This window comes from Butyricimonas sp. DFI.6.44 (assembly GCF_022132345.1).
Classification (GTDB): domain Bacteria; phylum Bacteroidota; class Bacteroidia; order Bacteroidales; family Marinifilaceae; genus Butyricimonas; species Butyricimonas muris.
This window is the reverse complement of sequence record NZ_JAKNJD010000010.1, coordinates 129,569-150,829: the sequence shown is the minus strand read 5'-3', so window position 1 is coordinate 150,829 and position 21,261 is coordinate 129,569. Positions and strand designations below refer to the sequence as shown.

Annotated in this window: 13 protein-coding genes; 4 read left to right on the top strand and 9 right to left on the bottom strand. The window is 45.8% G+C overall.

What is annotated here, in order from left to right:
* Window positions 1–51: 51 nt before the first annotated feature.
* The 4 genes from L0M98_RS14860 to L0M98_RS14845 all read left to right on the top strand — a co-directional run bounded on the left by L0M98_RS14860 (window position 52) and on the right by L0M98_RS14845 (window position 5,311).
* Window positions 52–1,416, top strand: a complete 1,365-nt coding sequence (locus tag L0M98_RS14860) for a glycosyltransferase family 2 protein (protein WP_227216764.1) — start codon at window positions 52–54, stop codon at window positions 1,414–1,416.
* A gap of 56 nt (window positions 1,417–1,472) precedes the next feature.
* On the top strand, window positions 1,473–2,414 hold the full coding sequence (locus L0M98_RS14855; protein WP_227216765.1) for a DUF4922 domain-containing protein: 942 nt from the start codon (window positions 1,473–1,475) through the stop codon (window positions 2,412–2,414).
* Between the two features lie 55 nt (window positions 2,415–2,469).
* Window positions 2,470–3,879, top strand: coding sequence for a SpoIID/LytB domain-containing protein (locus tag L0M98_RS14850; protein WP_227216766.1), 1,410 nt, complete (start codon window positions 2,470–2,472; stop codon window positions 3,877–3,879).
* 154 nt (window positions 3,880–4,033) lie between these two features.
* Window positions 4,034–5,311 carry an MFS transporter gene (locus tag L0M98_RS14845; protein WP_099294245.1) on the top strand — a complete coding sequence of 426 codons (1,278 nt, stop codon included), beginning with the start codon at window positions 4,034–4,036 and terminating at the stop codon, window positions 5,309–5,311.
* On the opposite strand, the gene L0M98_RS14840 is transcribed toward L0M98_RS14845, so the two are convergent.
* The 9 genes from L0M98_RS14840 to L0M98_RS14800 all read right to left on the bottom strand — a co-directional run bounded on the left by L0M98_RS14840 (window position 5,301) and on the right by L0M98_RS14800 (window position 21,224).
* Entirely contained in the window at window positions 5,301–6,662 is a 1,362-nt protein-coding gene (locus tag L0M98_RS14840) for a TIGR00341 family protein (protein ID WP_099294246.1), read from the bottom strand. The genes L0M98_RS14845 and L0M98_RS14840 overlap by 11 nt on opposite strands.
* Window positions 6,663–6,780: 118 nt before the next feature.
* Entirely contained in the window at window positions 6,781–9,456 is a 2,676-nt protein-coding gene (locus tag L0M98_RS14835; protein WP_099294247.1) for a TonB-dependent receptor, read from the bottom strand.
* Between the two features lie 253 nt (window positions 9,457–9,709).
* Window positions 9,710–12,010, bottom strand: coding sequence for a Gldg family protein (locus L0M98_RS14830; RefSeq protein WP_227216767.1), 2,301 nt, complete (start codon window positions 12,008–12,010; stop codon window positions 9,710–9,712).
* A gap of 12 nt (window positions 12,011–12,022) precedes the next feature.
* The gene (locus tag L0M98_RS14825) at window positions 12,023–12,952 is read right to left on the bottom strand and encodes an ABC transporter ATP-binding protein (RefSeq protein ID WP_186978276.1); all 930 of its coding nucleotides are present in this window, start codon (window positions 12,950–12,952) and stop codon (window positions 12,023–12,025) included.
* Window positions 12,953–13,028: 76 nt separating this feature from the next.
* The gene (locus tag L0M98_RS14820) at window positions 13,029–14,450 is read right to left on the bottom strand and encodes a hypothetical protein (RefSeq protein WP_227216768.1); all 1,422 of its coding nucleotides are present in this window, start codon (window positions 14,448–14,450) and stop codon (window positions 13,029–13,031) included.
* A gap of 31 nt (window positions 14,451–14,481) precedes the next feature.
* Complete coding sequence (locus L0M98_RS14815; protein WP_227216769.1) at window positions 14,482–15,174, bottom strand: DUF4843 domain-containing protein; 693 nt, start codon at window positions 15,172–15,174, stop codon at window positions 14,482–14,484.
* An 11-nt stretch (window positions 15,175–15,185) separates the two neighbouring features.
* Window positions 15,186–16,664 (bottom strand): RagB/SusD family nutrient uptake outer membrane protein, encoded by a 1,479-nt coding sequence (locus tag L0M98_RS14810; RefSeq protein ID WP_186978282.1) that lies wholly within the window; start codon window positions 16,662–16,664, stop codon window positions 15,186–15,188.
* Between the two features lie 23 nt (window positions 16,665–16,687).
* The gene (locus L0M98_RS14805) at window positions 16,688–19,924 is read right to left on the bottom strand and encodes a SusC/RagA family TonB-linked outer membrane protein (RefSeq protein ID WP_227216770.1); all 3,237 of its coding nucleotides are present in this window, start codon (window positions 19,922–19,924) and stop codon (window positions 16,688–16,690) included.
* A 139-nt stretch (window positions 19,925–20,063) separates the two neighbouring features.
* Complete coding sequence (locus L0M98_RS14800; protein ID WP_227216771.1) at window positions 20,064–21,224, bottom strand: FecR domain-containing protein; 1,161 nt, start codon at window positions 21,222–21,224, stop codon at window positions 20,064–20,066.
* Window positions 21,225–21,261: the final 37 nt, after the last annotated feature.

The following is a 21,261-nucleotide window of genomic DNA, read 5'->3' as shown; positions in this document are numbered from 1 at the left end:
ATTTCCTGCAAAAAGAATATATCTTTGAGTTCAACCTAAATAGTATTCTTTATGTCAAAGATTTCTTGCGTCAGCAGCAAATATTTTGAAAACACCGAAACATTAAAGCAAATAGCTGATTCCGTGTATACTCCCTATTTCTTTCTTTACACGAAATCTCCCTCTCCCCGGCTTGGGGCATACGCCGAGGAACGTTTTGTTCAAATCGCCCGGGCGACCGGAGCCGTCATGCTCTATTCAGATTATTACGCGGAACGCGAGGGACACCCCGCTCCCCACCCGACCATAGAATATCAGGCGGGGAGCCTCCGTGACGATTTCGATTTCGGTTCCGTGCTTCTTGTAAAAACAGAAACGTTCAAAAAAGTCGTTGGAGAAATGGACACGAATTACCGGTACGCGGCACTTTACGACCTGCGCCTGCGCCTCTCCCGGGAAGGGCAAATCTTCAGGATTCCCGAATTTCTGTACACGGAGATAGAACAGGACACCCGGCGTTCCGGGGAGAAGCAATTTGATTACGTGAATCCCCGGAACCGGGAAGTACAGATAGAAATGGAACAGGCATGCACGGCTCACCTGAAAATGGTAGGAGCCTATCTTTCCCCGCGATTCAAAGCCATTGACCTGACCCGCGAATCATTCGAGACGGAAGCATCGGTCATTATTCCCGTGCGCAACCGGGAGAAAACCATTGCCGACGCCATTCACTCCGTCCTCACGCAACAAACCGGTTTCAAATATAATATCCTTGTCATTGACAACCATTCCACGGACAACACCACCCGAATCATATCCGACATCGCCTCAAAAGAACGGCGAGTGATTCACCTCATCCCGGAACGCACGGATTTGGGTATCGGCGGGTGCTGGACGCACGCCGTCATGCATCCGGCTTGCGGACGTTTTGCCGTGCAACTGGATAGTGACGACCTCTATATCAACGAGAAGGTATTACAAACCATTGTCGACACTTTCCGCAAGCAACAATGCGCTATGGTCATCGGCAGTTACCGTATGGTCAATTTTAATCTGGAAGAAATTCCCCCGGGAATCATCGACCACAAGGAATGGACTCCCGACAACGGACGCAACAACGCCCTGCGCGTAAATGGATTAGGAGCTCCGCGAGCCTTCTATACCCCTTTACTCCGGGAAATAAAAATCCCGAATGTCAGCTACGGGGAAGATTACGCTACCGCTCTGGCCATTTCACGGGAGTACCGGATCGGGCGTATATACGAACCGCTATACCTGTGCCGCCGCTGGGAAGGTAATTCCGATGCAGACCTTGACATTCAACGGGTAAATCAACACAATTTCTATAAAGACAAGATTAGAACGATAGAATTATTCGCGAGACAAACAATTGAAAATGGAGAATTGAAAATTGAAAATGAACAAAACAAGAGTTGAATTTGTGCGGCTGGAATCTAAAATCTAAAATCTAAAATCATAAATCTAAAATCAGCATGTTTTTTGATCCATTCTTAGAAGACCAATTAGCCGTTTGGGCAACAGCGAGCAACAATTACGACCGTTTAAAACAGGTGCTTTATCGCTCGGTAGACTTTGGAGATTTCCAAATACGCGTACAACACAACCCGGACAGGATACTGTCTGCCGCGGCAAAAATAGACGAGGCCTCTCTTAAAGCGAGAGCTTGTTTCTTGTGCAAAGAGAATATGCCACCGGAACAACAGAGTTTTGATTATAATCCGACATTTGATATACGGGTGAACCCTTATCCCATATTCTCCCGGCATTACACGGTTCCGGCAAAACAGCATATCCCGCAACTCATTGCCGGGCATTTCGGAGATATGTTGGACATCGCCCGCACCTATCCGGAATATACCATCTTTTACAATGGTCCCCGAAGCGGAGCCTCCGCTCCCGACCATTTTCACTTCCAACTGGCGCCTCGTTATGAAATGCCCTTGGAAACGGATATAACCCATTGTAGCAAAGAAATCTTATTTACCACTCCCGACAAAACCTTAATCGTAGAAAGCATTGAAAACTATATCCGCAAAAACATCATCATCCGTTCCGCCGACAAGGAGCTTCTTGAACGAAATTTCCATGAGATTTTAAACATGATCGGCAAGGTCACTCCCAATGATCCGGAACCCATGATTAATCTTTTCGCTTGGCACGAGAACGAGGAATGGCAAATCGTCATATTCCCCCGCCGTCAACATCGTCCATGGCAATTCTTTGCCGAGGGAGCGGATAACATATTGTTCAGCCCCGGTTGCGTGGACTTCGCCGGATTAATCATCTCCCCCCGCGAAGCTGACTTCAACCGCCTCGACGTTCCCCTCCTGCGGGACTTATTCGGCCAACTGACCTTAACTGATGAACAATTTAATAATTTACGATTTATGATTCACGATTTACGAATGTCTTAAAAGCGCAAGCACGTGTGTCATAAATCTAAAATCATAAATCTAAAATCGTAAATTCATGAATTTATCTGTCGGTATCCTCTTCGCCCCCTGCATCAAGTTCCGTCTAAACGGTATCTACCGGAACGAGGAGCAAACTTACACGGGGGAATGTTCCGTTATAAAAAACGAGGAGGTATTAATCTTACAAACTTCCGCGGGACAGCAAACCATATCTTCCGGCTTCACGCTCACGCCCGATGATCACGAGCAAGCTGATTTCGATTTACTCGATGTCGTTATCGGTATCCATTTTCATTGGGAACGCACGGAAAACCAGAAGTTCAAAGGAGCATTACAAATATTAGACGAACAACAATACCTGACTGCCGTCAATATTCTCCCGCTCGAAGATTATTTACTGAGTGTCATTTCTTCCGAGATGAGTGCCACCTCTTCGCTTGAATTATTAAAAGCCCATGCCGTTATCTCTCGCAGTTGGTTGATCGCCCAAAAAGTAAAAAAGGAACGACTCTCCGAGGATTACCAATCTTGTCTTCGAGATGAAAACCAATATATCCGCTGGTTCGACCGGGAAGACCATGACCATTTCGACGTGTGTGCCGACGATCATTGCCAACGTTACCAAGGAATCAGCAAAGCATATACCCCTGCCGTGCAACAAGCGATAGAGGCTACCCGGGGGGAAGTACTTCTTTATGGAGAAGAGATTTGTGACGCCCGTTTTTCCAAATGTTGCGGGGGAGTATCCGAGCGTTTTGACAACACGTGGGAACCCGTCAATCACCCGTACCTCACGAAGGTCATTGACAGTGCCTCCCTCACCCCTGTACCGGATCTTTCACGGGAGGAACATGCCAAAGCATGGATTACCTCTGCCCCGGATGTCTTCTGCAACACGCGGGACAAACAAATACTCTCCAACGTATTAAACGACTACGACCAAGAAACACAGGATTTCTTCCGCTGGCAGATTTCTTATACAACCGAGGAATTATCCGCCCTCGTGAAGACCAAACTCGGTATTGATTTCGGCATCATACACACTCTCGAACCCTTGCAACGAGGCGTATCGGGACGTATCATCCGCCTCCGCATCTCCGGTTCGAAAAAAAGCATGGTTATCGGCAAGGAACTTATCATTCGAAAAGCCCTCTCGCCGTCACATTTATACAGCTCTGCCTTTATCATCGAAACTGAAAAAAACTCTTCCGGAACTCCCGTCCGTTTCACCCTCAAAGGTGCCGGCTGGGGACACGGCGTCGGTCTTTGTCAGATCGGTGCTGCTGTCATGAGTGCCAAAGGATACAATTACAAAGAGATACTGACACATTATTTCCCCGGAACTAAAATCGAAACAATTGAAAATGGAGAATTGAAAATTGAAAATGAAAACTCCTCCGTCAGCTTCGCTGCCACCTCCTCTATAAACAGAGGAGGAGCTGGGGACTCATCCCAAAAACGGTGAGTAATTCAGCTCTCCCTCTGTTTATAGAGGGAAACTGGCGAGTAAGCGAGAGTAGCGGGGAAACTTGTTTTCACGTTACCGAGCGAGAGCCAGTTCGAGCGAGAGCTCAATACGGCGAAGCCGGAAGAGAGTTTAAAATCTTAAATCGTAAATCATGAAATCAAAAATCAATACTTCCGGTTGGTCTTGGATACCCTCCCTATATTTCGCACAAGGTCTTCCCTATGTCGTCGTCATGACTCTCGCGGTCATCATGTTCAAACGACTGGGGGTAAATAACACGGACATTGCCCTCTACACAAGTTGGCTCTATCTCCCTTGGGTGATCAAACCCCTGTGGAGCCCTTTGGTAGACATTGTAAAGACAAAACGCTGGTGGGTAATATCCATGCAACTCCTTATCGGGGGCGGTCTTGCCGGGGTGGCACTTACCTTACCCGGTCCCCATGCTTTTCGTTACTCTTTAGCTTTCATGTGGTTGCTCGCTTTCAGTTCCGCCACTCACGACATCGCTGCCGACGGCTTTTACATGCTCGGTCTGGATACCAAAAAGCAAGCCTTCTTCGTGGGCATCCGCAACACGGCGTACCGCCTTGCCATGCTCACCGGACAGGGACTCATCGTTATGCTTGCCGGCTGGCTTGAAAAAACATATTCCGCCACTCTTCCCGAAGAGATTGCCGTCCCGCGGGCTTGGTCAATCACTTTCTATCTATTGGCAGCCCTCTTTGTCCTACTCTTCTTGTATCATCAGTTTATACTTCCAAAACCGGAGAACGACGTCCCCGTGAAAAACGGCAGTCCGCTCAAAGCCTTCCTTGAAACCTTTGTCACATTCTTTCAAAAAAAAGGCATACTGGCGGCATTGGCATTTATCCTGTTATTCCGTTTTGCAGAATCCCAACTCGTGAAAATAGCCTCTCCTTTCCTGCTGGATCACCCGGAAGTGGGCGGACTGGGACTGGACACCATTCAAGTCGGCACCATCTACGGCGTGGTCGGGTTAATCGCCTTAACTGTCGGCGGCATCCTCGGCGGTATCGTTATGGCAAAAAACGGCTTAAAGCACTGGATTTGGTGGATGACCGCCGCCATGAACCTTCCCAACCTCGTCTACGTCTATCTGGCATTTGCCCATCCATCCGCCATGTGGCTCATTTCTACCTGTGTCGCTGTCGAACAGTTCGGCTACGGTTTCGGCTTCACCGCCCTCACCTACTTCATGATGCTCTTCAGCAAGGGACAGCAACAAACCGCCCACTACGCCATCTGCACCGGCTTCATGGCTCTCGGCATGATGCTTCCGGGCATGATTTCCGGCTACATTCAGGAACTCGCGGGATACCAGAACTTTTTCCTCTGGATCATGTTTTGTACTATACCCAGCTTTTTAGCCGTACGATACGTTATCCGGGGAGCGATTACTCTTTAATCAATTTCAGCGTTTTCACGCCAACCCGCGCGGATAGCCAAGCCGTCAACTGTTCTTCCTCCGGCACAGCCAAAGGCTTTTCCAAGGCGACAATTGCAATGGTCAACGTGTCGGTATAAGAAGAATCGACACTGCTGCGAATCACTTTGGAAATGGCAATATTCTTTACCGAAGGATAAAGGATTTTTATTTCCGGGCTAATCAGCCGCCCGATCGTGTCGTATAACAGATAAGACTCCAAGCGGGAACGCAATTGTACAATCTCCTGTTCCTGCGAAGCAATCCGCTGTTTATTCTGCATATAATAATCCTGCAACAACATATTGCTCACGTCATTCTGCAACCCGGCATCCTCTTTCCCGAATCCCTGTTGAATGATTAGGGGAATATCACCCAACCCGTATTGCAACATCTTTTCTTTCAGCGAAACAATCACGTCTTCCGAAATCTCTTTCCCGATTAACGAAACTTCAATCCGCCGTTCCGGTTGCTCTGCTTTGACTATCTTATCGACAACCAAAGTATTCGGGAAATTAAATTCATTCTTTATAAAACGACTGGCATTCGTCTCGAAGATATTCGTCTTCACCATGTTGTAAGTAATATACAAACTCGGCACCATCGTAAGGAAGATAATCGAATACACGATACGGTGTACTTTCTTCTCCCGCTCCTTATCCATGAACTTCTTTTTCGAGAAATGCATCAAACGAACGCCCAAGGTCGTGGCAACCGCGATAAATACCGAGTTAATCGTGAACAAATAGAAAGCCCCGAAGAAATAGGTCAGGTTACCACTCGCCAACCCGAACCCCGCCGTACACAAGGGCGGCATCAATGCCGTGGCAATAGCCACTCCCGGGATCACGTTCCCTTTCAACTTCGTGGCAGAAGCCACAATGCCCGCCATACCGCCGAAAAAGGCAATCAACACGTCGTATATCGTGGGAGTCGTCCGTGCCAATAACTCCGAACGAGCCTCGTTCAACGGCGACAACAAAAAATACAAAGTAGAGGTCAACACGCTGAAAATCGTCGCTATCATCAGATTACGGAACGCCTTTTTAATCAACTCGAAATCATTGATACCGACTCCCAACCCGATTCCCATAATCGGTCCCATCAGTGGAGAAATCAACATGGCTCCGATAATCACGGCCGTGGAATTAGTGTTCAATCCCAACGAAGCTATAAACGTCGCGAAAATCAATACCCACAGATTCGTTCCCCGGAACACGATCCCTTTTCGTATCGACTCGACGGTATCTTCCTCCCGCTCCTGCTCATCCGACGGATCAAGAATCTGACGCAAATACACCCTAAAACGCTGCAATATACTCATGAAAGCCATAATAGTCAAAAGTTTATAAAGTCCATAAAGTTCATAAGGTCTTTAAAGCCCACAAAATTATAAAATAATTCAACATTTTATGACTTTATGGACTTTAAAGACCTTACGGACTTTGGAACTAAAATGTAATTTTCAATCTTAACGAGAACGTACGTCCGAAACCGTAGAACACCTTCGCGGATGCCTCATCATGATCTTTACCATCCTCGGCATCGGCAATATACTCTTTGTCCAAGACATTATTCAGGTTACCGGAAATCATCACCCCGAACAGTTTTCCCACGGGAAAACGATAACTGATATTGGCATCCAATACCCCGTAAGACGGCATTCTCCAAGGTGACTCGAATGCCTTCTCCGCTCCCAGGTCATACGCTAAAGAAGGTGTAAACTTCGCGTAATTTCTAGCAAAATGAGAATAATTCACTCCGACATGCAATCCCTTCAAGAACTGGTATTGTCCCCCCAAGGCAAAAGTAGTCTGTGCTGAATTTCCCACCCGAACATCATCCAATTTAACTATATTTTGAGCATGATCCTTTCCCCCGATTTCACTCACCGGCTGACCATTCTTATCCACTGGCTGTCCGGACGAATTATAAGCATATCCTTTACCGTCACCGTTCCAATACCAATCCCCGATAGAAAACATTCCGGTAATCTTCAAATCTTTCAGCGGACGCAACTCGAAATCCAACTCAATCCCTTGATGCAACGCATCCAATCCCGTCAGATTCACCCGTACACGTTCTCCATTCTTTTCAAAGAAATTAGCCAACGTCTTATCCATCCACGAGGTACGGTACAAATTCACGTTAGCATCCAACCAAACGGAACGGAACCCATACCCCAATTCAAAAGTAAACACTTTCTCGTTCACCGCGTCCGGATTAGTTTCGTTGCTCACGTCCTGTTGCAAGAACACACCTCCTTGCATATAAGGAGCCCGGGAGAAATACCCGATATTCGCAAACACGTTGTGATTCTCCGTCAGATTATAATTTGCCCCTCCTTTTATAGTATATCCCAAGAAGTTCTCCTTATCCGACTTAGCATCGGCTTTCGAGTAATAAAAATGGTCTTTCCGCCAATAGGTAATATTTGAAAGAGAACCCGCGACAAACACGCTCAACGCGTCCCGGTTATATTCCCCTTGCGCGAAAAATCCTTCCTGCATCATATACCCGTCATAATTCCGGTAAACGATATCCCCCTTCTTCAACTCCTCGTTTTGCCATAAATAATCATCAGCCTTATATTTTACATTCATACGGCTATCGTCAATAAAATATTTCCCGCCGTACAAATCCACTATCTCGTTATAGTGTTTCCCCTTGTAATAGCGCAAATCTATACCGCCATACACGTCAAAATACTGCCCTAACTTTGTCGTATAGGTAGAAATCAGACCGTACCAATTATGCTCGTTCTTACTCATTGCCATAATCATCTCCGAACCGGTTACACTTGCCGCATTCAGTTCATAGATACCCGTGTAATTAAACGTGCCGTCCGCGTTCCGGAACTTCGTGGTAGGCTTCCCGCCATAAGTACCATACCAGTCATTCTTATGAGCCTTATTACCCCGCCCTCCATATCCGCCGCCTCTACCCAAAGACACGTAAAACACGTTCGAAAGGCTTGACTTCTCGTTTATCTGCCAAAGGTGATTCAAAGAAATCTGCGGTTTGTGATACTTGTTATAAGCGGATACCTTCCGTACCTTCTTTTCCATCCAAGTTGAGAAACCGTAACTCGGGTTATATTTCGTATCATTCAATTCTTTCCAAGCCTCGACACTCATCTTATCATTCCTATTCCGCTGGTTATGCCATTGGGGAGCACCCAGTGCGGTCAATGACAACTCGTGATTATCCCCCAATCGCTTGGAAATATTAATGAAATAAGAATAAGCCACGAAATCGGTTCCTTGTATATAACCGTCGCCCCAAGTCCTTGAGCCCAGTATAGACATCGCCCAGCCCTTCTCGCTCAACCCGGTAGAAGCACTGAACGCTACTTTATTGTACCCGTCATTCCCCACGCTATACGCGACAGACGCCCCGCTCTTCGCGTTGGTTGAATTAGTGACGATATTAATAGATCCCCCTACAGACGGCACGGATACCTTGGAAGCTCCCAATCCCCGTTGCACTTGAATCATACGGGTTACATCAGCCAAACCTGACCAGTTGGACCAATAAATCCCGCCCCACTCCATTTCATTCACCGGTACGCCATTCACCATGACGGCAATATTCTCCGTCTCGAATCCCCGGAGATTAATACGCCCGTCACCAAAAGCACCACCTTCCTTCGTGGCATACACGCTCGGCGTGGCTTTCAATATCTCCGGAAACTCCTGTGTCGACAACTTGTTCTCGATATCCGAAGCCGTGATCACGGACAAGGCAACCGGGGTCTTCCGGTCTATCGCCAACGAGCCCGTCACCACCACGTCGGACAAGCCGATCACTTCCGGCTCCATCTCGATAATACCTAAATGGATTGTTTTATCCCCGACAACGACCTTCTTTTTCAATTCCGTGTAACCCACATTACGGAACCGCAACACGACTTCCCCTGTCTTTTTTAACTTCAATTCAAAATACCCGGTCGTGTCCGTCACCGTTCCGGCAGAAACACCCTCCACGTAAACCGTGGCACCGACAAGCGCCTGCCGTGTTTCCATATCAACAATTTTTCCCTTGACAATCCCCTCTGCCACAACTTCCCACGACATACATAACAGGCAAATGACTACACCTAACACCTTCAATAATACGTTACGCATAAATTCTTTTTTTGAATTACTACTCTTGTATCACAACACTTTTAATACCTCACTACATAGCATTAATTTGAAGGCGAAGATAATGATAAAAAAGCATTTTATATCATTTATTGTTTTTTTTGAGAGTTTTATTTTTTAAACCATTATCCCCCCTCTCCCTAAAACGAGAAAATAATTAAAATACTTTTATCAATGAAATGACCGGGACAAGAAAAACTGTCCCGGTCACCCATCATAGCACACTACATCATTTCTACCTTCCTCTTCGACGCAACCAAATAAAGAGAGCCGTAACAAGCATCAGACCCGGTAGAATCCAAGATAAGAAAATATCCCAGAAACGGACAACAGCCCCGCTCACCTTATAATCATTATCACGCGGGGACTCCCGGCGCACGTCAATCGGGACTTCCCCGTCGGACAACCAATAGAATCCTCCCATGATTACCGTATAGTTCGCGGACCGTATCCCCTGACGTCCCATGCTTAGCTCCGCGTTACTAATACAATCGGCATCACCGAAAATCATAATACGTTGCTCATGCCCCCATATCTGACGGGTTAAAGCGACAGAAGTTACATACTTCTGTTGAGCCTCTCCGGTTCCGGGATCGAAAGTCACGGAATCATCTATAAAATCCGTCGTCTGCAATTCGTTCCATACCAAAGAATCCGTTTCAAACAACGGTGTCACGTTATATCCCATGTTCCCATCATATGCCAAAGCTGAAACCGAAGGCATCGTCACGGAGTAACCTTGCGCACGCATGGCATCAAAATAATAAACCAACCCGGCAGCCGCTTGAGTCGGACGGGCTTCAATCAAATCCGGACTAAAATCTTTCGTCTGTCTTACCAAAGTTCCCGGTATCAACCGCACCCCAAAATCAGCCAACACCTCGCCCATGATACTTCCTCGTCCGGGTTCACTCAATATCATCAGATTCCCCCCGCGAGCGATATATTTTTCCCAATTCTCCCGTTCTACCGGGGTAAAGGAACTGCGCATCTCCGCCACGATCAAAATATTAATTTCCTCCGGAATCTCTTTTTCCAAAGAAATCTCCTGCATCTCGAATCCTTGGTTCATCAAGGCATAACGGAAATGTTTATCCTCCCCGAAAGAAGTATAATTCCGATCTCCCGCCTGATGTATATTCCGCTCTCCGTGTCCTGTCAACACCCCGACCGTCGGCAGTTTCATCGCGATTCGTTTCATGGCAGCCGTGATCTCCGCTTCTTTCGGCATCCTGTCCATCCCCCGGAATACCCGCAAGAAAGTCTTCTCTCCACTCTCCCGTTCCAACTCCCGCACGAACCAATTATCTTCTTTTACCAAATCAATCTTAGCCCTAATCTCTTTCGGGGTTAACACTTTCGTGGAATCTATATTGTAAATCTTCATCGTTTCATGCGCCCTCTCCTTCAATGTTTTCCTTTCCGCGTACCGACTCGGGTCTACCCCTAAAAGAGTGTCATAGTAATAAACATACTTCATTTTGATTTCCGGTTTAAACCGAATATAATGACGGAAATTCTGTTGATCATACTTGACAGCCCCGGGAACCCCGTAATAAAGATTATTACCATCCAACAAATTCACGTACGTGGTTATCGTCAATCCCCCATCCAGCTTGGATATCACTTCCTGACTATGCTCCGTCAACGTATTCCTTTTGGTAGAGGAAGCATCATAATAAGTCATCAAAGAGGGGCGGGAAGTAAAATACCCCAACACGACCACCACTAAAACAACTCCAGCGTATTTGCCTACCGTTTTTGTCCACCGCTGCTTCTGCCGGGCTGCTTGCAAACGAATCGTGGCCAAAGTCAAAAACATCATCGTCACAATAATAAAATAGAGAAAATCTTCACTACAAATCAACCCCCGGATAAATTCATCCGCACGTCCCGAAATGGAAAGCCAGTAGGTAATCTCTCTCACGAACTCTACATCCTGCCACATTCTCCCCACGTAATTCAACAATCCCAACACGGTCAGCGTCAACACGGCAGCCACCACTTGATAGGAAGTTAAACTAGACATGAAAAGCCCTACCGCCGCGTACACGCAAAGCAAGAAATACAACCCGAGCAACCCCGAGAGCACCATAGGCAGATCAAAGTCCTTGATTGAAAAATAAGCAATCAGAATAAAGACTACCAAAACAAACATCATCACCAACCCGTAAATCATCATGGACAGATATTTCCCTAAAATAATCTGCCAATTCGTCACGGGAGAAGAATATAACAGCTTGATCGAACCACTGCTTAATTCCCTGCTCATCAGCCCCATGGTCAACAATGGAATATACAGGTACAGGTATCCCTGTATCACGGGGAAAATCCCACCACTCCATTGGTCCACGAAAAGCTTAAACGTAAGATCGGAAATCGAATACCCCAACTCTTTAGGCATAATCGCGCCTGCCAGATGCCCGCCAAACAGTCCGGCACTCTGAAAAGTGAAAATAATCAATATCAACCACGCGATGGGAGAATAGAATAAAGATTGCAACTCAGCGCGCGCTATATCATATATATTTCTCATAACATTCTATTTTTAATTCTTCTTTTTTGACAATTCGGCAAACACATCATCCAAAGACGTCTTTTCCATCCGAATCTCTGTCAAACGCCAATCTTTAACCACACTCGTTTTTACCACTTTCTCGATGACCTCCTGTGGCAAATCACTAAATCGCAACCGATAATTCGGTCCACCCAACTCTTCCACTCCCACCACTCCCGGAATCTGTTGCAACTCCTCTATTGGCGGAGCTTCCACCAAAGTCACGAACACCGTACTCGGTGAGATATAATTATCAAATTCATCGACTGTCCCGGAAAACACCAATGTCCCCTGCCCGATCATACGAATATAGCTACAAGTTGCCTGAATTTCCGATAGAATGTGCGTAGATAAAATCACGGTACAATCTTCCGCGATTTCTTTAATTAAATGACGAATTTCAAGAATCTGATTCGGGTCCAGACCGTTCGTCGGTTCATCCAATACCACGAAATCCGGACGATGAATAATCGCCTGTGCAATTCCCACGCGTTGTTGATACCCTCCGGACAAATTCCGAATCACCCGTTTCCTGAAATGACCGATTCCGCATCGTTCCAATGCCTCCGTAACCGCTTTATCCTCTTCCGCTCTGGATATCTGGCGCAACCGGGCACTATACAACAAGTACTCTTCCACCGTCAGATCCGTGTGCAAAGGCGGTTTCTGCGGCAAGAACCCGATATGCCTTTTTGCCTCCACCGGATTCTCCCGCATATTCACCCCTTTGATAAACACGTTACCCTCGGTTTGTTTCAACACCCCGCAGATAATGTTCATCGTGGTGGATTTGCCGGCTCCGTTGGAGCCGAGCAAACCATAAACACCATTCCGCGTAATTTCAAAATTAATGTCCCGTATCGCCCACTGCACACTGTAACGGTGCGACAGGTTTTCCACTTTCAAAATTGGTTCTTCCATACTATGATTTATATAACAGTTTACCGGACGAATAGATTTATTCGTCAACATCCTTTCAATAATTCAGAATTAACAATCAGTCCTCGTTATAGTTACGATTTCTAGGTTTATACAACATTTCCACGATCTCTCCGGCAACGTTCTCTTCTTTCCATTTCAACTCTTTCGTTTCAATATCATAACAATAAACAGCACCTTGATATTCCCCACTCGGAGCATCCACCGCCACATACATCTCGGATTTATCATCATTCAGTATAATCTTTTTAATCAAACTACCGGAAACTCCGACCGTATAATCCGATTTCGTCGGGAAATTTCCCGCAGACAAATAATTATACCGGTAAATTTCATTCCCAACCGAATAATACAAGATATTCTCCTTCGTGCTTGATGCGAACACACTCTGCTTATTTATTTCTGCCGCAGCCGGATAAATCGATTTAAAATCCCAAACTGACACTTTCGACCAACCCACGTATTGCAAGGAAATATTCAAGTACACCACCTTATTTTCCCCGTTCTTATCTTTCAACAAAATAAGTATATCCTCCTCGCTCACACCAAGAAGCATATCATATATTTCACTCGCTTCAACAACTTCATCCCCCACTTTGATCTGATAAGGTTCGATATCCCTTGCGCTGAACAAAAGCTGATTCTTCATATCGAATACCAGCAAGTACCAATTCCACTTTCCTCCATAAACGACAGCTTTATCGGATAACTCCGCATCCGGAAAATTCCCGTACTTTCCTGTTAATCCCTGTTGAAGATTATTTCGGAAATACGCGTTACGACAATCATAATCCAACGTCTTTCCATCAGTCATAATATACAAACAATGATCCTTTTCTAACATCCGGTCCACCCGCTCCTCCGGGTAAGATACCTCATCCAACACCTCCATCGTATAATAATCCAATTTCAAAAAGCGAAAAGGATTTTCGGTCACGACGTAAATATAGGGAGTATAATATTCCGTTGGAGAGCAAGCAACGGCAACCGGCTCGGTACCCAAAGGTATTCCCGGATTATTCGACGCGTACACATCCTTTTCAAACCCTCTTTCCGGCCAATTATCATTGCGGAAAGAAATCATGGAACGCCCGTCATACTTACTTAACAGTAAAAGTCCCTCGTCATAAGGATTAGGTACCCGTAATTTAAATTCTTTGAAAATAGCCCCGTCCTCATTATACACCTTCAATCGACAAGGGAAAAGTCCGCAACTATCATAAGCATGTTTCAAAACTCTCTCCGTGGAAACCACGTCATAATTGATCTGCCATTCATACGATAAAGCCTTATCCTGACTTTCCTGTTTCGTTTCCGGGGCTTCAATTTCGAATTCCACGTTTCTTTCCGCATAATACAACGTATCCAACTCCGTCTTAAACGACAAGTAAGAAATGGCATTTTCACCCATTTTCGTCTGATCGTCCAAACAACCTATCAACGAAAACAACACACCTGCTATTAATATCAATTGTTTCATCTATCTCGCTTTTTAATCCATTAAAAATCTACTACTCGTAAGGCCATGGTGCCGATTCGGGAAATTCCATGCCATACTCGGGATGCAACTTAAAGTAATCATACATCTTTTTCCCACACAGAATCACTTTAATCATACTATTCATGTAATCTTCAAAACTTATCGCTCCTCCCCAGAACTCCATCATCTTCTGGTACTTCTCCGGTCTATAAGCTCCCCAGTACATAGCCTCTAAAGCATACCACCAATCAGGTTCCTGCAAATAATTACTAAACACAACCTTACTTTGTAATTTTTCCTGTACCCCTAACCCAAACATATCATTTGCCTCCAGATCCAACACGATCCGGTACACCGTGTCCACCATCGGGTCTATCCTACTCCTCAACAATTCTATCGGGATATACGCGTTCACGGAATCCTTATCCACCACAAATTCTGTCGACAATGAAGTATAAGAATCTCCCGGGGCTGTTGTCAACTCTTGATTCACGTTTATTTTAAACATTCGATTCTCCCCGAGAGGTTGCCCCAACACCTTCACCGGAACCTTCACCGTGTAAGTTTCCACATCCATCTGCATCTCCCCCAACCGGCAAACAAGACTGTCCTTCACAAAATAAATCCGGTCTTTATCCTCATAATACCCGCTCTCTCCATTTTCATCACACCCCGTAAACAGAGAGGCTGTAAACACAATCAACAATATATATAACTTTCTCATCTCTTTACATTTTATTGGTTAGTAACTCCATACTCCTGTTCGGACTTGGGCCACGGGAGAACGAATACATCTTTAGACGGAACCACATCCACTTTATCCAGAAAATCTCGAAAACCCAAATTATGACACTTGTAAAAACTGAACATCTGCCCTTCCCCGTAAAATTCCCTCGTGCGTTCCCTCGTCATCTCCTTCAGAAATTTATCTTGAGAATCCACCAGCGAAGCTTCAATGTCAGCCAATCCCCGGCTACCGCGAACCGCATTCAAATAACCAAGAGCCTTCTCTTTATCTTTCGAATAATTAGCCTCAGCTAAAATATAGTACATTTCAGGCAAACGTACCAGACAAGTTCCGTTAAAATACTGTGTCGGCTTATTACTCGCCCCTTCCGTCGGGCTTAATAATCGAATAAAGAAATGCCCCTCGTACCCTTTATCCTGAAAAAAACTCGTGTAACGCAAATCCTTACTATCTGCCGTGAATTGCGACACCTCATATAAAGCCTTTATATCCGCCCGCAACGTTGCATTCAAGGTAACGGCACTCTGCAAGAACAATTCTTTATAATCCGTGTACATCTTGTTGGTAAATAACCCCCAAATTAATTCCGTGTGCGTACCGTAGCGTTTTACATGCTCAAAGTTCTGTCGTTCCGTCAAGCCCACTCCCGGGGAAGCAATCACCTTTTCAGCATAATAAGCGGCACTATCCAAATCCCCTCTGGTATAAAATACTCTGGCCTTAATTGCCCACGCCGCATACAAATTACAATGTGAATAACGTTTTCTACGATACGAATCTACTGTTGTCGTATTATAAATATCGCCATCCCCGGCTAAACTACGGGCAGCCTCACTCAAATCCGCCAATACATTGTCATAACATTGCGCCAACGTGTATACTTTTTTACTACTTAAATCAAAAGTATAGGCATAAGGAACACCACCTGCGTCGGGATTCATCCGGTAATTATCACAGAACAGACGCATCACCTCGAAATGTAAAAAAGCTCTCACCGCATATGCCTCTCCCTTGATTAACTTCAGATCAGGATCTTTATTCAAATCCTCTCTATCTATGTTGACAATCACATTATTCACGTAAGAAATACACTCGTACAACTTCGTCCAGACAGATTCAATTTGCTTTTCCATCCGCTGATCCTTATAATCATAAATCGAGGCATATTTAATATAAGCATATTTACTTCCAGCCCACCCGTCACTTGCATCAGCAAATTGTCCGTATTCATCCCCGAATTGCTGACCGAGAACATCCGCCAATCCCCAATTCATCATCATCCCGTACAACTCCCCCTGTGCCATAGACGCGTAAATCCCGTACATTGCGTCCCGGTATCCCTGCACATCTTTAAATTGTTCATCCTGCACTAGCTCACCCTCCGGCTTGATATCCAAAAAGCTGTTACAACTGCCCAAAGAGAACAGTACCAGCATTGCCATCCAAATATATCTTCTATTTTTCATATCATTCGTTTTAGTAGTTCGTATCAAAATGCTGCACTAAGCGAAAATTCGAAACTCCGGGCAAAAGGGTACGAGAACCCTCGTTCCTGCTTGATCGTTGAAGCCCGGAACACATCATTCATCAAAAACTCCACCCTCAAACGGCTTAAATAAAGTTTTTGACAAATCTCCGGGGTAAAATCATATGAAAGACTCAAACTCTGCATATTAATCATATACTCGTCCCGCACGAAACGACTGGTAATATCGGGAGTTGTCTGATCCGCGATATTCTTATATTTCACCCGGTCCCCCACCTCTTTCCAGCGACTTTGGAATACCCGTTTATCTGCATTCCGTCGCGGATTGGCACCTTCAACCCGAGTCACCAACGTCTGGTTATAAACCGTCGCACCCAACTCGTAATTAAACAACATATTCAAAGCGAAACCTTTAAACGTCAAATAGGTACCCAACGTCCCGGACACCGTTGGGTCCGAATCCCCGTACGTCCGCTTATCCCAATAATTATAAATAAAAGTCGGGACACCAAACCGATCAATAAAAACCTCCTGCCCGGTAGCCGGATCAATACCCCCGGATTTCACGGCCTTCACGGCACTCAATGACTCTCCTTCCACGTAAACAGGGGGTGGCAACAACGTCCCCTCCGCCGTATTCAACTCCTCGTTCATCTTCTCCAAGGCATTACTGATCTTTTTAATTTTATTCTCGTTATGCTGCATATTCAACGATAGCGACCAATTCCAACTTTTATTGGAAACCGCTACCACCCGGGTCTGGAACTCGATACCGGTATTCAACAATTTACCCATATTCTCTTTTGCCGTGGTCGTTCCCACGGAAGGAGCTTTCGCCACATCCAACAGCAAATTATCCGTTGTCTTGCTATAATATTCCAACGTGAAATCCAACCGGTTCTTAAACAAAACGACATCCAACCCGACATTATAAGTCAACGCCCTCTCCCACTTCAGATCCGGATTGCCGATAGCCATGGGAATCGCCCCTATCCCCTTATCATAATCCAAACCTGCATCATATTTATACGTTGTCATTGCCTGATAGGGAGAAAAAGAAGCGTTACCCGTGTATCCCAAACTCCCGCGCAACTTAATCCTATCCGTCGAAGACATATTCAAAAATTTCTCTTTATGAATATTCCACCCCAACCCTAAACTCCAGAAAGGCGTAAAACGCTGATCTTCGCCGAATTTGGAAGACCCTTCATACCGGATTGAAGCATCGGCAAAATAACGGTCATCATAAATCACGTTAGCGTTCAGGAACAATCCCATGGAACGTTCCAAATCCTGACTTCCGCTCGGGGTCGCACCTTCCGGATACCTTGTGGCAAAAGCGGGATGTCCCAGCTTATCCGAATAAAGCCCCACCCCCGCGTAACCATTACCGTTCCTTTCCGAGGACTGTACATTCCCGCCCCCCATCGCGTTCAACAATGTTCCCGTCCCGAACATCTTATTATAAGACAGAGTAACACGCCCTTCATAAGTCATCGCTTTATTATTCGACACCTCTATTCTCCCGGATTCCGAAGCATCCTTATTCCTGAACTCGTACGACTCCGGAGAAGTAAATTTCTCCGTATCATCTTTTGACTTATTCAGCGAGAAAAAACCTTCCACCCGAAAACCCGGCAACACCTCTACACGCAAATCAAGCACATTATTCAAATAAAATTGTTCACTTCGATCATAACTACCCAGCGTCGCCTCGAACAACGGATTGGAAACACCAAAACTCAACACCTTATTCAACGTTCCATCCAAATTATAAGCCCGATCATACGGGTTCAACTCGACATATTTATTAAAAGTGCCGTAAGGTGATTCCTCGCTATTCACCGAGGTAATCGTCGTCGTGTTCGACACGTAAACCTTATCCTGTTTATTATACGACAACCTGAAGTTCAAAGAATAACGATCACGTTTTGATTTTTTCATCACCCCCTGTTCCGAACCGTAACGGGTCCCCAGAGTATAACGGATATAATCATCCCCCCCGGCAACATTCAAATTATGATTCTGTGAAACAGAATTACGTAACGGTTTGGACAACCAGTCCGTATTCACACCTTCCCGTACCCGCTTGAATTTTTCATTATACTCAATATCTTTCTCGTATTGCGATTTTCCACTATCATCATACACCCCTGCCAAACGCTCGTACTCCAATTTTTCCGCCGCGTTCAACAAATCATAATCCCGCACATCCGGTATCGAAGTCCGTAAAGTTCCGCTGTAAGAAACCCTCAACTTTCCGGCACGCAAAGGTCTTGTCGTGATAACCACCACGCCTTTTGCCGCTTTAGAACCGTATAACGCGGAAGCCGAAGCATCTTTCAACACGGTCACCGTCTCCACGTCATTCATATCCATATCGAAAACATAATCCAAATCGACCTCAGCCCCATCCACGATAAAGGTCGGTACATTGGAAGAGCCCTCGAAACTGCTTCGGCCGCGAATCAGAATCTCCGGTCTCGTGTTCGGGTCTGACCCCATATCATTATTCTTCACGATTTGCAGCCCCGGAACAAAAGCCGCCAAGCTCTGTAACAAACTCTTTGTCCCCACGCTCATCAACTGCTTACGGCTAACGACAGTTGCCGAACCCGTGAAACTGCTTTTAGCCTTATTCCCCATACCGGTAATAATAACTTCCTCCAGTTCTTCCTCGTCCGGTTGCATGACTATTTCAAGTCCCTCCTTCACGTACTCTTTTATCTCCCGTTCCTGAGTGACCATTCCGATAAAAGAGAATACCAGCGTAACGGATTTCTTTTCAGCATCCAAAAACTCTATTTTGAACTTTCCGTTCGCGTCTGTCGCCGTTCCGGCCTGTGTACCCTTTATCACTACCGTCACCCCGGGCAGAAGCTCACCTTTATTATCCTTCACCACCCCGGAAATCCGCCATACATTCTTTTTCTCATCCGTGGCTTTCTTCGGGGTAATAATAAACACGTCATCCACGATGTGATAAGTCAATGACGTTCCTTTCAAAACTTGGTCCAGAATCTCCTGCACCGTCGCGTCCTTCGCGGACACGGACACCTTTACCCCGGTAACTTCGTCATCATTGTAGAAAAACTCATAACCGGACTTCTCCCCAAGTTCATTCAACACATTCAATAAACTCACGGACTTTTTCTCCATAGACAGTTTCACGTTCTGCGCCACACCGCGTGCAGACACGGACAATACCGCCAGTAAAGATAGAACAAGACATAGTTTCATAACTGTACAAATTTTCCTAAAAGCAGGTTCCCCCGCTCTTACATTCGGTTTTTTTTTCATAACTTTGTAATGTTAAATTGTTTGTGGTAAAATCAATTTCTCACTTAAGACAGGACGTGTTAGCCGCACTTCCTGTTTTTTATTGTATAATAATCGTCGTTCCCCGTATTTTGAATTGCACGTCGGAAGTCATCTCTATCATCTTCAACGCTTGAGAGATCTCCGTGTATTTCGGTATAGTTCCCGTGAAACGTTTATCCTTCATCGAGACATTCGAGAAAACATACTCCACGTTATACCAACGCGATAATGTTCGCATAACCCCTTCCAAATCCTCGCTCGCGAACGAAAAACGTCCTTTTATCCATGAACTGTACAACCTCGTGTTCACCGTTCGCACCTCCAACATCTCTCCCGACAACACCGCCTGCTCTCCCGGGCTCAACACCACCTGCTTCCCGTTCTCCTTATCGTTTACCTGTATCCGCCCCTTCTCAAGAGTAGCGTGACATACCTTTTCATCCGGGTACACGGATAAATTGAAAGAAGTCCCCAACACCTTTACATCCATTCCCCTCGTATCTACTATAAAAGGAGCCTCCTCGTTCGGTGCGACTTTAAAATAAGCCTCTCCTGTCAATTGCACGCGTCTTTCCGTCCCGACAAAATGAGACGGGTATCTTAACTCGGTATCACTATTCAACCAAACCTCCGTCCCGTCATCCAACGTAATCTGGAACTCACCACCCCGCGGGATCTTCAATGTATGCCATTCCGGTACAGTCGAAGCTGTAGTCAGATGATATTTCAAACGACCGTCTTCACTGATCTCCACGCGTTCATTTCCGGCAAACACAAGCGTGGTATCCTTCATTCCCAAAAGCGATACTTGTTTTCCGCTCTCCGTGATCAACACGGCGTGCGAGCTTCCGGGAAGAATCCGTACACTGTCCGCCACTTCCACCCCCGGACTGTCATACGCCTGCCAATAAAACACCCCGGTCAAAACCGCAACAGCAAACACCGCGGCAACCGCCACCCAACGAAGCAATAGCCGGGATTTCCCGCGAGGCACCTTATTCATCTCCTGCCGCAACCTCTTCCATCGTCCTGCCGTATCGAACGAGGCATAAATAACCGCATCCCGCCGGAGCACGTCCTTACTCTTCAACTCCTCCAACAACTCCCCGTGACGACGATCCCGCGCCAACCATTCCCGCAACACAACCTGTTCCTCCGTGGAAATATCTCCCCGCAGATAAGCAATAATCAATTCATGTATTTCCTTTTCTATTCCCATCTTTCACGTTCATTTACACCAGAAACACACTCGTCCG

Excerpts from the sequence above, each read along its gene's own strand:
- L0M98_RS14815 (WP_227216769.1), bottom strand. The coding sequence starts at position 15,174 with ATGAGAAAGTTATATATATTGTTGATTGTGTTTACAGCCTCTCTGTTT.
- L0M98_RS14825 (WP_186978276.1), bottom strand. The coding sequence starts at position 12,952 with ATGGAAGAACCAATTTTGAAAGTGGAAAACCTGTCGCACCGTTACAGT.
- L0M98_RS14845 (WP_099294245.1), top strand. The coding sequence starts at position 4,034 with ATGAAATCAAAAATCAATACTTCCGGTTGGTCTTGGATACCCTCCCTA.
- L0M98_RS14860 (WP_227216764.1), top strand. The coding sequence starts at position 52 with ATGTCAAAGATTTCTTGCGTCAGCAGCAAATATTTTGAAAACACCGAA.
- L0M98_RS14835 (WP_099294247.1), bottom strand. The coding sequence starts at position 9,456 with ATGCGTAACGTATTATTGAAGGTGTTAGGTGTAGTCATTTGCCTGTTA.
- L0M98_RS14855 (WP_227216765.1), top strand. The coding sequence starts at position 1,473 with ATGTTTTTTGATCCATTCTTAGAAGACCAATTAGCCGTTTGGGCAACA.
- L0M98_RS14805 (WP_227216770.1), bottom strand. The coding sequence starts at position 19,924 with ATGAAACTATGTCTTGTTCTATCTTTACTGGCGGTATTGTCCGTGTCT.
- L0M98_RS14850 (WP_227216766.1), top strand. The coding sequence starts at position 2,470 with ATGAATTTATCTGTCGGTATCCTCTTCGCCCCCTGCATCAAGTTCCGT.
- L0M98_RS14800 (WP_227216771.1), bottom strand. The coding sequence starts at position 21,224 with ATGGGAATAGAAAAGGAAATACATGAATTGATTATTGCTTATCTGCGG.
- L0M98_RS14830 (WP_227216767.1), bottom strand. The coding sequence starts at position 12,010 with ATGAGAAATATATATGATATAGCGCGCGCTGAGTTGCAATCTTTATTC.
- L0M98_RS14820 (WP_227216768.1), bottom strand. The coding sequence starts at position 14,450 with ATGAAACAATTGATATTAATAGCAGGTGTGTTGTTTTCGTTGATAGGT.
- L0M98_RS14840 (WP_099294246.1), bottom strand. The coding sequence starts at position 6,662 with ATGGCTTTCATGAGTATATTGCAGCGTTTTAGGGTGTATTTGCGTCAG.
- L0M98_RS14810 (WP_186978282.1), bottom strand. The coding sequence starts at position 16,664 with ATGAAAAATAGAAGATATATTTGGATGGCAATGCTGGTACTGTTCTCT.